This is a genomic window from Stenotrophomonas nitritireducens, from assembly GCF_001431425.1.
Taxonomy (GTDB): Bacteria; Pseudomonadota; Gammaproteobacteria; order Xanthomonadales; family Xanthomonadaceae; genus Stenotrophomonas; species Stenotrophomonas nitritireducens.
In genome coordinates this window covers 181074-197444 of record NZ_LDJG01000018.1, presented here as the reverse complement: position 1 = coordinate 197444, position 16371 = coordinate 181074, and the positions used below count along the sequence as shown (strand labels likewise).

General features: G+C 69.7%; 11 protein-coding genes. 3 read left to right on the top strand and 8 right to left on the bottom strand.

Going from position 1 to position 16371, the window contains the following annotated elements; genetic code table 11:
• Both ABB22_RS12915 and rnt read left to right on the top strand, forming a co-directional pair.
• The coding region (locus ABB22_RS12915) for a diguanylate cyclase domain-containing protein (RefSeq protein WP_152984168.1) at positions 1-263 on the top strand (263 nt) is incomplete at its 5' end.
• Between the two features lie 38 nt (positions 264-301).
• The gene (rnt, locus tag ABB22_RS12910; RefSeq protein WP_055768467.1) at positions 302-937 is read left to right on the top strand and encodes a ribonuclease T; all 636 of its coding nucleotides are present in this window, start codon (positions 302-304) and stop codon (positions 935-937) included.
• A gap of 128 nt (positions 938-1065) precedes the next feature.
• Here rnt and ABB22_RS12905 read toward each other — a convergent pair whose 3' ends face one another.
• The 8 genes from ABB22_RS12905 to ABB22_RS12875 form a co-directional block, all read right to left on the bottom strand.
• Complete coding sequence (locus tag ABB22_RS12905) at positions 1066-4083, bottom strand: ligand-binding sensor domain-containing diguanylate cyclase (RefSeq protein WP_055768562.1); 3018 nt, start codon at positions 4081-4083, stop codon at positions 1066-1068.
• A gap of 124 nt (positions 4084-4207) precedes the next feature.
• Positions 4208-4579, bottom strand: coding sequence for a hypothetical protein (locus ABB22_RS18245; RefSeq protein ID WP_152984167.1), 372 nt, complete (start codon positions 4577-4579; stop codon positions 4208-4210).
• A 175-nt stretch (positions 4580-4754) separates the two neighbouring features.
• A complete protein-coding gene (locus tag ABB22_RS12900; protein ID WP_055768464.1) occupies positions 4755-6143 on the bottom strand; it encodes an ATP-binding protein in 1389 nt (462 codons plus the stop codon).
• Positions 6143-6844: a response regulator gene (locus tag ABB22_RS12895; protein WP_152984166.1), complete on the bottom strand. Its 702-nt coding sequence runs from the start codon at positions 6842-6844 to the stop codon at positions 6143-6145. The genes ABB22_RS12900 and ABB22_RS12895 overlap by 1 nt, the downstream gene beginning before the upstream one ends.
• 104 nt (positions 6845-6948) lie before the next feature.
• Positions 6949-8469, bottom strand: a complete 1521-nt coding sequence (locus ABB22_RS12890) for a beta-N-acetylhexosaminidase (RefSeq protein WP_055768458.1) — start codon at positions 8467-8469, stop codon at positions 6949-6951.
• A gap of 96 nt (positions 8470-8565) precedes the next feature.
• Positions 8566-9903 (bottom strand): metal-dependent hydrolase family protein, encoded by a 1338-nt coding sequence (locus tag ABB22_RS12885; protein WP_200911362.1) that lies wholly within the window; start codon positions 9901-9903, stop codon positions 8566-8568.
• A gap of 187 nt (positions 9904-10090) precedes the next feature.
• The gene (locus ABB22_RS12880) at positions 10091-11137 is read right to left on the bottom strand and encodes a S66 peptidase family protein (protein WP_055768456.1); all 1047 of its coding nucleotides are present in this window, start codon (positions 11135-11137) and stop codon (positions 10091-10093) included.
• A 207-nt stretch (positions 11138-11344) separates the two neighbouring features.
• On the bottom strand, positions 11345-14881 hold the full coding sequence (locus ABB22_RS12875; RefSeq protein ID WP_055768452.1) for a methylmalonyl-CoA mutase family protein: 3537 nt from the start codon (positions 14879-14881) through the stop codon (positions 11345-11347).
• A gap of 309 nt (positions 14882-15190) precedes the next feature.
• Between ABB22_RS12875 and ABB22_RS12870 the strand changes: the two genes are divergently transcribed.
• Complete coding sequence (locus ABB22_RS12870) at positions 15191-16288, top strand: Glu/Leu/Phe/Val dehydrogenase dimerization domain-containing protein (RefSeq protein ID WP_055768450.1); 1098 nt, start codon at positions 15191-15193, stop codon at positions 16286-16288.
• Positions 16289-16371 lie beyond the last annotated feature (83 nt).

Genomic DNA, 16371 nt, shown 5'->3' with positions numbered 1-16371 from the left:
ACTTCATCGCCCGCGTCGGCGGCGACGAATTCGTGGTGCTGCTGCCGGAGTGCGCCAGCCATGCCGACGCGCGCGCGGTGGCCGACGTGCTGCAGGCCGGGCTGGACGCAGGCCAGGCGCCGTCGCCGTTTACGCGTATCGGCGTCAGCATCGGCGTGGCCTGCTGCCCGGCCGACGGCAGCGACGCCGAAACCCTGCTGCGCCATGCCGATGCCGACATGTACGCGGTCAAGCACCGCCGCCACCGGGCGCCCGCATTCTGAGCGCCGGGGCCGGCGCGGGCCTCTGTTACCCTATCGCGATGAACCAACCCGCTGACCGTTCGGCCACCGCTCCTGTTTTCACGCCGATGGCGCAACGCTTCCGCGGCTTCCTGCCGGTGGTGGTGGACGTGGAGACCGGCGGCTTCGACTGGAACCGGCATGCGCTGCTGGAAATCGCCGCCATCCCCCTGGACATGGACGAGAACGGCCTGCTGCTGCCCGGCCAGACCAGCTGCGCGCACGTGGTGCCGGCCGAAGGCACCGACATCGACCCCAAGTCGCTGGAAATCACCGGCATCGTGCTGGACCACCCGTTCCGGCTGGCCAAGCCCGAGCGCGAGGCGCTGGAGCACGTGTTCGCGCCGGTGCGCGCGGCGTTGAAGAAGTACAACTGCCAGCGCGCGATCCTGGTCGGCCACAACGCCCATTTCGACCTGAATTTCCTCAACGCAGCGGTCGCGCGCAGCGGCCACAAGCGCAACCCGTTCCATCCCTTCAGCGTGTTCGACACGGTGACCCTGGCCGGCGTGGCCTACGGCCAGACCGTGCTGGCGCGGGCGGTACAGGCCGCCGGGTTCGAATGGGACGCCAACCAGGCGCACAGCGCGGTCTACGACACCGAACAGACCGCGCGGCTGTTCTGCCAGATCGTCAACGGCTGGCCACGCCTGTAGGCCGGGGTTACCGCCCCGAGGCCGCCCCCGTGCGCTGATACCAACGTCGGGAACACGGCCGCGGCCTGCACGGTCCCGGCGCCCTCGAGGTTCGCTGGCTGCCGGCCAGCAGCCGGCCCTCCCCCTTCCTAGCCCAGGCAGATGCGGTCGCGGCCGTCGCTCTTGGCCTGGTAGAGCGCCCGGTCGGCGCGCTGGAACAGCAGCAGCGGGGTGCGGTCGCCGGCGCCGAGCTGCACCAGCCCGGCGCTGAACGTCACCCGCAACCCTTCGATACCGGCCCAGTTGCGCTGCGCATGGAACAGGCCCTGCAGGCGCGTGCACACCAGCTGCGCCTCGTCCAGCGCGGTGTCGTTGAGCAGCAGCGCGAACTCCTCGCCGCCCAGCCGCGCCGGCAGATCCGAGTCGCGGCAGCTGGCGGCCAGCAGCCGGCCCACCTCGCACAGCACCTGGTCGCCGACGCTGTGCGACCAGGTGTCGTTGACGGTCTTGAAGTGGTCGATGTCCAGCACCAGCAGGCTCAACGGATGGCTGCTGCGCTGGGAGCGGGCGAAATCGCGCGCCAGGCCCTCGTCGAAGGCGCGGCGGTTGGGCAGGCCGGTCAACGGGTCTTCGTGCGCCTGGCGTTCGAACGCCTCGGCCTGCTGGCGCAGGCGTTCGGCCAGTTCGGTCTTCTCCTGGTTGGCGGCCAGCAGGCGTTCGGCCTGCAGCTGCAGGTCGGCGGTGCGCTCGGCCACCTGGCTCGCCAGGCGGATGTTGCTGGTCTTGTAGCGGTGGATCAGGTAGCGGTACAGCGCCACCAGCGCCAGCAGCAGCAGGATGCCGGCCGCCGCCTGCACGCTGCGCCGCTGCCACAGCAGCGGCTCGACGGTGAACTTCCAGGCCGCCTCGCTCTCGCTCCAGCGCCCGCCCGGGTGCATCGCCGACACATGCAGGGTGTAGTCGCCCGGCGGCAGGCCGATGAACTCGACGCTGCGCTGGTTGCCGCGCTCGATCCAGCCGCGGTCCAGTCCTTCCAGGCGGGTGCGATAGCGGATCCGGTCGGACATCAGGTAGCTCAGGCCCACATAGCCCACCGTCACCCGCTGCCCTCCGGGGACCTTGGTGACGCCCTGCGCATGCCAGTGCAGCGGCACGCCGTCCAGCCGCACGCTTTCCACCACCACCGGTGGCGGCAGCCGCTCGCGGAAGTGCTGCAATCGCGCCGGATCGACCATGCTCAGGCCGCCGGCGGTGGCAACCCAATAGGTCCCGTCGCTGCGCAGGGTCGCCGATGGTCCGGTGCTGCCATTGGCCTGTGCGTTGCGCATGCCGTCGATCTCGTTGTAGCGCTCGACCTCGATCCGCGCGCTACGGCCATCGGCCACGTCGTCCAGCGCGGCCAGGGTGGTGCGCAGCACGCCGCGGTTGCTGCTGATCCAGACGTTGCCCAGGCGGTCGGGCACCATCTCGAACACGGTGTCCACGGGCATGCCCTGCTCCAGCCCGACCCGCGCCAGTTGTCCGTCGCGGTAACGGTAGAGACCGCGGTCGGAGGTGATCCACATCGCATCGCCCACCGGAGTGAAGCCGAAAATGCTGCGCCCGCCTCCCAGGCTATCCACGTCCAGCCGCTGCACGGTGTTTCCGCGCAGCACGCGGATGCCTTCGATGGTGCCGACCCACAAGCCGTCGTCGCTGGCCAGCAGGGCAGTGACCAAGCCGCCCGGCATGCCCTTCGCCGTGGGCACGTGCACGCCGTCCTCGGTGATGCGCACCAGCCCGCGCTGGGTGCCGGCCCAGATGCCGTTGCCGTCGCGGTCGGCCGACATCACCCGCACATTGCCCGCCGCCAGCCCTTCGGCCCTACCGTAATGGCGGCTGCGGCCATCGCGGTCGATGCGGTAAATGCCGTCGCCGAACGTGCCGGCCCACACCGCGCCGTCGCGGCTCTGGGCCAGGCTCAATACCGACGGCGCCCTGCCGACGCTGTTGCGCAGCGGCACCGGCACGATGCGGCCGTCGCGCTCGATCCGGTCCAGGCCGGCGGCGCTGCCCACCCACAGGCGCTGCCGGTCGTCCTCCATCACCGCCCGCACGTAGTCCCCGCTCAGGCCATCAGCGGTGGTGCGGTTGCTGAACAGGGTTTCGCGCAGCCGGTACAGACCACCGTTGCCGCCCACCCAGATGCTGCCTTCGGCGTCCTCGAACAGGCTGGCGATGCGCCCGCTGCGCACCTGCCGGTTTTCCGGCAGATGCTCCACGCCGCGGCTGCCGAGGCGGAACAGCCCCTGGTTCTCGGTACCCAGCCACAGGTCGCCACGGCGATCCTGCAGCATCGCCGTGGCGTGGGAAATGCCCGGCAGCGAGCGCACCAGCCGTGCGCCTTCCTCGTGCATGCGGTACAGCGCGCCTTCGGCCACGATCCAGAGCGCGCCATCCGGCGCGCGATAGGGCCACGCCGCGCCCGGCGGCAGGCCCAGGCTGGCCGGCGCGTCGCGCAGCACGCCATCGCCGCCGCGCAGCCTCAATCCATCCATCGTGCCGACCCAGACACGGTCCCTGTCATCGACCGCGAGCCAGTTGGACAAGGTCATGTTCACCGGCGCGCCCGGCGGCGGCGCTTCGTAGACGAAGCGACCGTCCGGCGACATATACCCCAGCCCGCGGCCTTCATAGAGCAGCCACAGCCGGCCCTTGCTGTCCTTCTGCATGCCCTGGATCAGCACCTGCGGCGCCGGCGCCCGCTGCGGCCATTGTCGCCAGCGCCCGTCGAGCGTGCGCCGCAGGACGTTGCCGCGCGAGTCGGTCACCCACAGCGCGCCGTCGCGGTCCACATACAGCCCGCCTATGCCGTTGTCGAGCAGGCCGGGCGTCGTGCTGCGGTCGTAGAGTTCGAAATCCAGCCCGTTGTAGCGCGCCACGCCCTCCCAGGTGGCGAACCAAAGGTGGCCCTCGGGCGTCTGCGCAATGCCGCGCAGTGAGTTGTGCGGCAGGCCGTCGCGCGAGGTCCACATGTCGACCGCGTAGTCGCGCAGCGGCGGCGTGCGTTCCGCCGCGGCCACGCCGCCGGCCAGGAGCAGCAGGCACAGCAGCAACAGGACCGGCCAGCTCCGGCGCCCCGGTCCCGGGCTGAGGCGGCGCGATGCGCGGCGGCGAACCGAGGGCATGGCCGGGCTGTCGGTGCGTTCGGACTGCTGCGGCGATGTCATGTGCACGAACAGGCGGGGAGTGCGCACATGGTAGGGGGATTACCCGCCCCGCGCAGCCCCGGACCGCGGCCAGGGACGCCGCTCAGCGATCGCGGGCGGCGCGTTCGACCCGGTTGCGGCCGGCATTCTTGGCGCGGTAGTGCACCGTGGCGGCCACCTCCATCAGGGCTCCCGGGATGGCCCGGCAGCGGCCTCCGCCTAGCCGATGCCAAGCGTTACCGGCCGCCCGCGCGACATCGGACGGGTCCGGCCGCGCCACCGCCTCGCGCAGGCACCAGCGCCGCGCCAAAGCGGCAGCAACGGCACGAACGCCTCCCAGCGCAGGCGGGCAAGGAAATCGTCGGGCCGGCATACCGCTCCCGCCACCTGCGCGATGCGGCGCATCGCCAAACGCGCGGGAGCGCTCCTCGTTGAGCCGCTTGAAATGATCGATGCCGGGGATCGCCCGCGACAACGACGTACCCGCGCGATCTCCACCACCGCGCGCTCCTCGAAGGCGCGCCGGTTGCGCAGGCCGGTCGGCGTATCGCGGCAGGCCTGCGGTTCCAGCAGCTGCGCCTGCGCGCCCAGCCGGCCCGGCAGGCCCGGTTTCTCGCGGTCGGCGGCGGCCGGGCATCCGGCCTGCCGCTTCAGCTCGTCCGCGCGCTCCCCGGCCAGGTGACCACCGCTTCCAGCCCGCCGTCGGGGTGGTTGCGCAGGACCAGGCTGGCGCCATTTTTCTCGGCCAGCGTGCGGGCGATTGTCAGGCCCAGGCCGGCGCCGCCGGTCTCGCGCGACCGCGAGGTTTCCAGGCGCAGGAACGGCGTGAACACCGCCTCCAGTTCATCCGGCGCCAGGCCCGGTCCGTGGTCGCGGATGCGCACCTCGACCTCCCCGTTCCGCGCCTGCGCACGGATATGCGCCGAGTGCCCGTACTTGACCGCGTTGTCCACCAGGTTGGAGAACAACCGGTGCACCGCCAGCGGACGCAGCCGCAGCACCGCGCCGCAGCCCTGCTCGAACTCGACTTCATGCCCCGCTTCGGCCGCATCCTCGGCCACGCTCTGCAGCAGCGAATCCACGTCCAGCACCACGCGCTGCTCGGCGCTCTCGGCGCTGCGCGCCAGCTCCAGGCCCTCGCGGATCAGCGCCTGCATCGCCGCCAGGTCGGCGATCAGGCGTTCGCGCAGGGATTCGTCGGCCACGTTCTCCAGCCGCAGCCGCAGCCGCGTGAGCGGCGTCTGCAGGTCGTGGGTGATCGCCGCCAGCATCTGCGTGCGCTCGCCGATATGCCGCTGCAGGCGCTGCTGCATGGCATTGAAGGCTTCGGCCGCGCGGCGCACCTCCTGCGGCCCATCCACCGGCAGCGGATCGCGCTGCAGGTCCTGGCCCAGTTCGGTGGCCGCGTCCGCCAGCCGCTGCAGCGGCGAACTGGCGATGCGCGCGACCACGTAGGCCAGCCCACCGATGGCCAGCGACAGCAGCGACAGGAACAGCGGGTCAAAGGCAAAGACGCTGATGCGCGCCGTCGCCGGATACTGCAGCGCCAGCCGCAGCGGCGTGCCGTCGCTCAGAGTCAGTTCCACCAGGCGGCAGCGCGGCGGCACCACCGCCGGATAGCGGTTGCGCAGATGCTGCGACAGCCGCGTGCGCTGCGGCAGGAGCTCCGGCAACGGCAGCAGGCAGGCGCGGAAATTGGTGACATGCACGCGCGCCTCGGCCACCGGTCCCTCGCGGTTGTCCAGGACATGCATCAGCGGCACGTCCTCCTCACCGACATTGGCATCGCTCGGTGCCAGGCGCACGCTCGCCCCGCCGGTTTCCAGCAGGCGCGCGCGCAGCTCGGGGCTGCCCTCGAGCAGGGCGACGAAGCCCTGCAGGCGGTCGGCCATGCGCATCAGGTTCTGCTGCTCGAACTCCTGGCGGCGGCGCGCCTCGGCCAGCAGCGTGGCCCCGATCGCCGCGGCCATCATGCCGACCAGCAGGATGACGAACAGCCGCCCTGCCATCGACGCCAGGAACCGCCGCAGCCGCCCCATCATCCCAGCGTCACCACGCCGGCGAACACATAGCCTTCGTTGCGCACGGTCCTGATCAGGCCGCCGGCGTCGCCGAGTTTCTGCCGCAGCCGGCTGACCTGCAGGTCGATGGCGCGGTCCTGCGCCTCGTAGCTGCGGCCGCTGCTCAGCGCGACCAGCTGCTCGCGCGACAGCACCTTGTTGGCATGGCCGACGAATACCCGCAGCAGGCGGAACTCGGCACCGGACAGCATCACCACGCGCCCGGCCGGATCGACCAGGTGGCGCCGCTCCAGGTCGAACAACCAGCCGGAGAACGCCGCCCTGCGCATTGCCAGCGGTTCGAGGTTGGCCGGCAGCGCCTCGGTCCGGCGCAGCACGTTGCGGATGCGCGCCAGCAGTTCGCGCGGCTCGAACGGCTTGGCCAGGTAATCGTCGGCACCCATCTCCAGGCCGAGCACGCGGTCGATCGGCTCGGAGCGGGCGGTGAGCATGATCACCGGCGTGCTGGAACGCGCGCGCAGCTCCCGGCACAGCGCCAATCCATCCTCGCGCGGCAGGTTGAGGTCGAGCACGATCAGGTCGATGTGTTCGCGCGCCAGGGCATGGCGCATCTCGGCGCCATCACGGGCCGTGCTCACCGTATAGCCGGTGCGGCCGAGCTGCTCGGCCAGCAGTCCGCGGATGTCGCTGTCGTCGTCGACCACCAGCAGGCGATGCATGGTCAGGGCCTCCATCGTGGGCAAGGGCGCCATGCTACCCGAGCATGGCGCGCATCCGGCACGTAGCGGTGCCGGCATCGCCCCGCTCGACGCCGCCGCGCGCCTCAGTGCGCGTCCTCCGCATCGGCCCAGCCCAGGTCCGGCTCGGCGTGGTAGTGGATGCCCAGGGCATCCAGGTGCGGGCGCAGGGCGCCCATGCGCCGCAGGAAGCCGGCGTAGCCGCGACGCTCCGCCGGACTCCACGCCACCTCGGCCACCGCCGCCAGGCGCGGCCACAGGTGGTCGTCCGCCGCCGCATCGGTATGCACGAATTCGGTCCACAGCGCCGCCTCGACCCCCACCGCCGTCCTGTAGGGCGTCGGGTCGAACCCGTAGACCCGCGCCAGCGGCACGCCCTCGGCGCGGCACCAGTCGGCGCCGGGCTGGCCCGCGTAGTTGCCATGGTCGATGTACAGGTACGAACAGGGCGACAGGATCAACGGATGTCCCTTGGCGACCGCCGCGTCGATGGCATAGCCGTCGTTCCACAGCTGCAGCAGCGCATCGGGCTTCATCGCGGCCACCGAGCCCTCCTCCCATACGATGGGCGTGCGCCCCATCGCTTCCACCATCGCCGCGGTGCGCGCCACGAAATCGGCGTACAGCGGATGCTTGATCTCGTCGCCGCCGATATGGATTTCGCGGGACGGGAAGATCGCCAGCACTTCTTCCAGCACATCGCGGACGAAGGGATATACGACCTCCGGCTTCTCCAGGCAGAACACGCTGAAGCCCACTTCCACGCCCGAGTAGGTGGACAGGTTCGCCACGTCATTGCAGGCCAGTTCGTTGTACGAGGCCAGCGCCGCCTGCACGTGCCCGGGCATGTCGATCTCCGGTACCAGGGTGACGCCGCGCGCCTGCGCGTAGGCCACCAGATGCTTCAGCTGTTCCTGCGTGTAGTAACCGGCACGCCCGCCCTCCACCGCGCTGGCGCCGCCGATTTCCACCAGCTTCGGATGGCGCTTGATCTCGATCCGCCAGCCCTGGTCGTCGGTCAGGTGCAGGTGCAGCCGGTTCAGTTTGAACAGCGCCATGCGGTCGATGTGCTTTTCCAGGTATTCGACCGGCAGGAAACTGCGGGCCACGTCCAGCGACAGGCCGCGCCAGCGGTAGGCCGGTGCGTCGACGATCGCCACGCGCGGCAACCGGTATTCCGGGCCGGCATTGGCCGGCAGCAGCTGGCGCAGGCTCTGCACCGCATGCAGCAGGCCGATGTCGGTGCGCGCGCTCAGGTGGATCGCATCGTCCACCACCAGCCGGTAGCCCTCCTCGCCCAGCGCCGCATCGTCGACCAGTTGCAGCCGCAGGGGCGTGGCCGCGCCCGTCGTGGCGATATGCAGCGTCGCCAGCAGTTCGGCCAGCGCACGCCCGGCCATGGGCGCGGCGCTCCCGCCTTCCACCGCCACCGCCGCGGATATCCGCAGCTCGCCGGGGCGCGTCTCCATCGAGCGCGGCAAGGGCACGACATGCGCCACCGGCGCCGGCGCATCGGCGGCCACGGCCGGTACCCGGTGCGCGCATCCAGCCCCCACGACGAGGGCCAGGCAGAGCGACAGGACTTCAAGCTTGAAAAGCGGTTTCATCTCGAGCGTCGGCCGGCAGGGAGGACATCGGCATTCTGCCGGCGCCGGCGCGGCGCCACCACCCCGCGCGGGTGGCCGCCGCCCTTCCCGCCGCCATCAGTCGGCGCTCTTGACGACCTTGCCGTCCTTGACGATGACGGCGAAATTGCGCGCCGGGTCGGCGATCACCTGCAGGTCTTCCAGCGGGTTGCCCTGCACCAGCAGCAGGTCGGCCAGCGCGCCTTCCTCGACCACGCCCAGCCGCCCCGCATAGGGACTGCGCAGGCCGGACAGCGCCAGCAGCTCGGCGTTGTCGTGCGTGACCATCTTCAGGATCTCCGCCGGCGTGAACCATTCGCGCAGGCCGAGGATGAAATCGTTCTGCTCGGCATTGAGCTCGGGCTCGAACAGGAAGTCGGTGCCCCAGGCCAGGCGCACGCCGGCGCGCTTGGCCATGGCCCACATCCGCGCCTGCCCTTCGATCACCGGCTTGCGCTTCTCGCGGCGCAGCGGATCCATGTTCTCCGTGCTCGGGCGCAGGGTCTGGCTGGACAGCCACACGCCGCGGCTGGCCATCAGCTTCAGCGTGTCCTCGTCCAGCAGCTGCCCATGCTCGACGCACTTCACGCCGGCCTCGATGGCGCGGCGCACCGCGCGCACCGTGTAGGCATGCACGGTCACGTAGGTTCCCCAGTCCTCGGCCGCCTCCACCGCGGCGCGCATCTCGTCCAGCGTGTACTGGGTGACGTCCACCGGGTCGTAGGCCGAGGAGGTGCCGCCACCGGCCATCAGCTTGATCTGGCTGGCGCCCCCGCGCAGGTTCTCGCGCACCGCGGCCAGGACTTCGTCGCGCCCGTCGGCGATGAAGGTGGCGCCCATTTCCTCGGCCAGCGCCGGCTTGCCGAAGAACCGGCGCGAGCGCTCCTGCGGCTGGCGCATGTCGCCATGCCCGGCGGTCTGGCTGATGGTGGCGCCCGCGGGCCAGATGCGCGGCCCGCGCACCTGGCCGGCATCGATCGCCGCCTTCAGTTCGAAGATCGGGCCGCCGACATCGCGCACGCTGGTGAAACCGCGCAGCAGGGTCCGCTCGGATTCGGCGGCCACCTTGGCCGCCAGCTTTTCCGGAGCGCCGGCCGACGCCAGCAGGTCCGCCTGCGACAGCGCGGTGAACGTGCTGTGCCAGTGCGCGTCGATCAACCCCGGCATCAGGGTGCGGCCGCGGCCATCGATGACCCGGGCCCCTGGCGAGGCCGCCGCCGCACCGATGGCGGCGATGCGGTTGCCGCGCACCAGGACATCGACGGGCGTTCCCAGCCTGCCGCGCACGGTATCCAGCACGCGCACGTCGCGGAACAGCAGTTCGTCGTCCGCGGCGCCGCTCTGGGCGAAGGCCGGCGCCGCGGAACACAGCGCCAGCAGCAGGGACAGGGGACGCATCAGGCGGGTGAAGGACATGACGGATTCTCCATGGGTATGCCGGCGCCCGGTCCAGCGGGCAAGCCAGTATAGGTCCCCATCGCGACCGCCATGCCGCGCCATCGCTCCGGGGCCGGCGCGCCATGGCGCCGCGCCCATCGAGGCAGCGCGGTGGGCCGGTGGCCGGTGCGCCGGCCAGGCATCGACCTGGCCGGCGCCGCATGCATCAACGCTCGGCGAACACCGGCTCCAGCAGGCGGAAAGTACCCGCGTCGGCGTCCATCTCCACGCGCCCACCGACCGGTACGATGAACTGTTCGCGGATATGGCCGATCATCGCGCCGCGGTAGGCCGGGATCTTCAGCGGTGCGATGTAGTCGGCGAACAGCTGGTCCAGCGTGAGCGAGCCATAGCCGTCGCCGGGCTTGCAGCTGGTGCATTCGCCGAAGATGAAGCCGGCGATCCGGTCCAGCGCCCCCATCAGCTTCAGCGTGCTGAGCATGCGATCGACGCGGTAAGGCGCCTCTTCCACATCCTCCAGGAACAGGATCTTGCCGCTGAAGTCCGGCATGTAGGGCGAGCCGGCCAGCGCCGTCAGCACCGTCAGGTTGCCGCCCACCAGTTCGCCGCGCGCCTTGCCGCCTGCGATCGTGCTGGTGCGGTTCTTGCGCGGCACCAGTTCGTCATCGCTGTCGACGCTGTTGCGGTACTCCATCAGTTCGCGCTTGAAGAACAGGCGCTCGAACTGGTCCACGTTGAACCGGTTCCAGCTGCCCGAACCGATCGGCCCGTGGAACGTGACCAGCCCCGTCTTCGCCTGGATCGCGCAATGCAGGGCGGTAATGTCCGAATAGCCCAGCAGCACCTTGGGATTGGCGCGGATGGCGGCGTAATCCAGCAGCGGCAGCAGGCGCGCCGCACCGGAACCGCCGCGCACGCAGACGATGGCCTTGACCTGGCGGTCGGCGAACATGGCGTTCAGGTCGCCGGCGCGCTCGGCGTCGGTGCCCGCCAGGTGCCCGTAGCGGGAACCGTAATGGGCGCCGGTCTTGACCTTGAAGCCAAGCGCTTCCATCGCTTCGCGCGCCAGCTGCAGGCCGAGCTGGTCGCTGCTGGCCGCCGACGGACTGACCAGCCCGACCGTGTCGCCCTTTGCCAGCGGAAGCGGCAGCAATCGCCCGCTCCGCTGCGCCGCCAGCGCGCTGCCCGTCCCGATCAGGGGCAACAGGGCGCCGGCCAATGCCGTGCCGCCGATGAATCGCCGTCTGTCCATGCCATAGCCTGCCGAAGGAATGTGCGGGCGAGAGTAGCAACCGGCGCAGAGAGCGGACAGCCCGGTTCCAACGGCAGGCGAGCTGGCGGAAATACCCTGGAAAACCGCTTCATCCAAGGCGGGGAGCGGCTTTCCGCGCCCGCCGGGAAGCCCGGGCCATAACCGCGCGGCATGGATGCCGCACGATCCGTCATGGCCACGCGTGGCTCACATGTTGCGCCGGTACTCTCCGCCGACGTCGTACAGCGCGTGGCTGATCTGGCCCAGGCTGTGGGTCTTGACCGCCTCGATCAACGCCTCGAACACATTGCGGCGTTCGCGCGCGGTCTTCTGCAGATAGGCCAGGCCGTGGCCGTCATGGACTTCGGCGGCAGCGGCGCCGGCATCGATCTCATGACTGTGCGAGGTCTCCCCCGCCGGCGCCAGCGCGTTGCGGTTGCGCTGCCAGTTGCGCACGTTCCCGATCTGCTGGCCCTTTTCTTCCTCGGTCGAACGGATCAGCTCGATCTCGGTGGCGACCTCACCGGCATGCTCCTTCGGCAGGAACATGTTGACGCCGACCAGCGGCAGGCTGCCGTCGTGTTTCTTGTGCTCGTAGTACAGGCTTTCTTCCTGGATCTTGCCGCGCTGGTACATGGTATCCATCGCGCCGAGCACGCCGCCGCGCTCGCTGATCGCCTCGAACTCCTTGTACACGGCCTCTTCGACGATATCGGTCAGTTTGTCCACGATGAAGCTGCCCTGCCACGGGTTCTCGCAGAAATTCAGCCCCAGCTCCTTGTTGATGATCATCTGGATCGCCACCGCGCGGCGCACGCTCTCTTCGGTCGGGGTGGTGATGGCCTCGTCGTAGGCATTGGTGTGCAGGCTGTTGCAGTTGTCGAACAGCGCATACAGCGCCTGCAGCGTGGTGCGTATGTCGTTGAACTGGATCTCCTGCGCGTGCAGGGAACGGCCCGAAGTCTGGATGTGGTACTTCATCATCTGGCTGCGCTCGTTGGCGCCGTAGCGCTCGCGCATCGCGCGCGCCCAGATGCGGCGGGCGACGCGGCCGATGACGGTGTATTCCGGGTCCATGCCGTTGGAGAAGAAGAACGACAGGTTGGGCGCGAAGTCGTCGATCTTCATGCCGCGTGCGAGGTAGTACTCGACGATGGTGAAGCCGTTGGACAGGGTGAAGGCCAGCTGGCTGATCGGGTTCGCCCCGGCCTCGGCGATGTGGTAGCCGGAGATCGACACCGAGTAGAAGTTACGCACGCCGTGGTCGACGAAGTACTGCTGGATGTCGCCCATCATGCGCAGCGCGAATTCGGTGGAGAAGATGCAGGTGTTCTGCGCCTGGTCCTCCTTGAGGATGTCGGCCTGCACGGTGCCGCGCACGGTGGACAGCGTGGCGGCCTTGATCCGCGCATAGGTATCGGCGTCCAGCAGCTGGTCACCGGTGACACCGAGCAGGCCCAGGCCGAGGCCGTCGTTGGTCGGCGGCAGCTCGCCGTGGTACTGCGGCCGGACGCGGCCGTCGAACATCGCCGCGATCTTCTTCTCCGCCGCGGCCCAGCGCGCCGGATCTTCCTTCAGGTATTTCTCCACCTGCTGGTCGATGGCGGTGTTCATGAACATCGCCAGGATCATCGGCGCCGGGCCGTTTATGGTCATCGACACCGAGGTGGTCGGCGCGCACAGGTCGAAGCCGGAGTACAGCTTCTTCATGTCGTCCAGCGTGGGGATGTTGACGCCGGAATTGCCGATCTTGCCGTAGATGTCCGGGCGCGGCGCCGGGTCCTCGCCGTACAGGGTGACGCTGTCGAAGGCGGTGGACAGGCGCGCGGCCGGCTGGCCGACGCTCAGGTAGTGGAAGCGGCGGTTGGTGCGCTCCGGCGTGCCCTCGCCGGCGAACATGCGGATCGGGTCCTCACCGCTGCGCCGGTACGGATACACGCCGCCGGTATACGGGTAGGAACCGGGCAGGTTCTCCTTCTGCAGGAACACCAGCAGTTCGCCCCAGCTGCGGTAGGTGGGCGCGGCGATCTTCGGGATCTGCTGGTGGCTGAGCGACTCGCGGTAGTTCTCCACGCGGATGGTCTTGCCGCGCACCTGGTATTCGTTGACCTCGTCGGTGATCGACTTCAGCCGCGCCGGCCATTCGCGCAGCAGGCGCAGCGCTTCGGAATCCAGCGACTGCACCGCATCGTTGTAGCGCTGGCGCAGGGTGCGCAGGCTGGTGTCGCTGGAAGCGTCGGTCAACGCGTCGGCCGGGTACAGGTCCAGCGCGGACGGCAGCGCGGCGTCGCCCAGTTCCTTCAGCGCCTGCCAGCAGCCCTGCGCGCGCTCGGCCACGTCGGCCTGCGACTCGATGCGGGCGTTTATCGAACGGCCCTGCTCGGCGATCTCGGCCAGGTAGCGCACGCGGCTGCCGGGAATCAGCACGGTGGCACGCGGCTCCTTCAGCGTGGTGTCGATGGCCGGGACCAGGTCGCAGTGCCCTGCGCCCTCGCCGTTCCCCGCCCCCCGCTTCGCGCGCAGCAGCCGGCACAGGTTGGCGAACATCCAGCTGATGCCCGGGTCGTTGAACTGCGAGGCGATGGTCGGGTAGACCGGCACGTCCTCGTCCTTCATCGCGAAGGCCACGCGGTTGCGCTTCCACTGCTTGCGCACGTCGCGCAGCGCGTCCTCGGCGCCGCGCTTGTCGAACTTGTTGAGCACCACCAGCTCGGCGTAGTCGAGCATGTCGATCTTTTCCAGCTGGCTCGGCGCGCCGAAATCGCTGGTCATCACGTACATCGGGAAATCGACCAGGTCGACGATCTCCGAGTCGCTCTGGCCGATGCCGGCGGTCTCGACGATCACCAGATCGTAGGCCAGCGACTTGAGGAAGCCGATGCAGTCGCGCAGCACGGTGTTGATCGCAGCGTGCTGGCGGCGCGTGGCCATCGAACGCATGTACACGCGCGGGCTGCGCAGCGAGTTCATGCGGATGCGGTCGCCCAGCAGCGCGCCACCGGTGCGGCGCCGGGTCGGGTCGACCGAAACCACCGCGATGCGCATCTGCGGGAAGCTGGCCAGGAAACGGTTGAGCAGTTCGTCGGTGACGCTGGACTTGCCGGCGCCGCCGGTGCCGGTGATGCCGATCACCGGGGTCCTGGCGCCGGCCAGCTGCCACTGCCTGCGCAGGTGCGCCAGTCCGGCCTCGCCGAAGGCGCCGTCCTCCAGCCGCGACAGCATGCGGCCGATGGCGATCTCGTCACCGATGCCGGGGATGCCATCGTCGTCCGTCGCCGGCGCCGCGTCGCGGGCATGGCCGGCACGCGCCACCACGTCCTCGATCATCTCCACCAGGCCCATCTTCATGCCGTCGTTGGGGTGGTAGATGCGCTCGACGCCGTAGTCCTGCAGCTCGCGGATCTCCTCCGGGGTGATGGTGCCGCCACCGCCGCCGAACACCTTGATATGGCCGGCCCCGCGCTCCCTGAGCATGTCGACCATGTACTTGAAGTACTCGACATGGCCGCCCTGGTAGGACGACAGCGCGATGGCGTCGGCGTCTTCCTGCAGCGCCGCGCGCACCACGTCCTCGACGCTGCGGTTGTGGCCCAGGTGGATCACCTCCGCGCCCTGCGCCTGGATCAGCCGGCGCATGATGTTGATGGCCGCGTCGTGGCCGTCGAACAGGCTGGCGGCGGTGACGAAGCGCAGCGGGCTGGTTTCCGGCTGGCTCTGCGGCAGGTGGGTGGCGGGAGTACTCATGGGCCGTACGACATCTCGGTTTCTGTTGAAACCGATGATAGGGCCGCCGCCCCCGCAGGTCAGGTTGCAGCGCAGCGTGAACCTGCCGCCACGCCATCCTTCGGTTCGGCCACGCACCGCCGCGGCCGGCATGGGCCGTGGCCCCGGGCCGGACCGGCCACTACGTGAACATCCGCCGACCGCCGAATGCATTAGAATGACGCCACGCGACCCCGTCACCCCAACGACGAAGTCGCATTTTTGTTTTCTGGCCCGCCAGTTGCCTGCAGGATCACGGACGTTGTCGCAGTAACGCCCATCGGAGCTTCCATGCTTTTCGAAACCCTCGCCACTTCCGGCCACGAACAGGTCGTGTTCTGCCACAACCGCGAAGCCGGCCTGAAGGCGATCATCGCCATCCACAACACCACGCTCGGCCCGGCCCTGGGCGGCGTGCGCATGCGCCCCTACGCCAACAGCGACGACGCGCTGCGCGACGTGCTGCGCCTGAGCCGTACCATGACCTACAAGAACGCGCTGGCCGGGCTGAACGTCGGCGGTGGCAAGGCGGTGATCATCGGCGACCCGCGCACCGACAAGAGCGAAGTGCTGTTCCGCGCCTTCGGTCGCCAGGTCGAGGCGCTGGGCGGACGCTACATCACCGCCGAGGACGTCGGCAGCGACGTCAACGACATGGAGCAGATCTATCTGGAGACCGGCTACGTCACCGGCGTGCACCAGGTCCATGGCGGCTCCGGCGACCCGGCCCCGTTCACCGCCTACGGCGCGCTGCAGGCGCTGATGGCCGCGGTCAACCGCAAGTTCGGCCATGAGGAGATCGGCAAGGTCAGCATCGCCGTGCAGGGCCTGGGCCACATCGGCATGGAGCTGGTGAAGCTGCTGCGCGAGCGCGGCGCCAAGCTGTACGTGACCGACCTGGACCCGGTGCTGGTGCAGCGCGCGGTCACCGAGTACGGCTGCGAGGCGGTCAAGCCCGACGCCATCTACGACGTGGCCGCCGACGTGTTCGCGCCCTGCGCGATGGAAGGCGCCATCGGCATGGAGACGCTGGACCGGCTCAAGGCCAAGGTCATCTGCGGCACCGCCAACAACCAGCTGGCCAGCCACGCGGTGGGCGACGAGCTGTACAAGCGTGGCGTGCTGTGGGCGCCTGACTACGCGGTCAACGCCGGCGGCGTGATGAACGTCTCGCTGGAGATCGACGGCTACAACCGCGAGCGCGCCATGCGCCTGATCCGCAGCATCTACCACAACCTCGGCCGCATCTTCGACCTGTCCGAACGCGACGACATCTCGCCGCAGCGCGCGGCCGACCGCATCGCCGAGGCGCGCATCGAATCCATCGGCAAGCTGAAGATGCCGCTGGGCCGCGCCACGCCCCGCATGAGCCGCCTGCGCGGCGAGTGAGCGCCGCATTCCGTGGGGCGTCCCATGGACATGAAAAAGGCGGGCGCCCCTGTCGCCCGCCTTTTTCGTGCCCGACGCCGGAA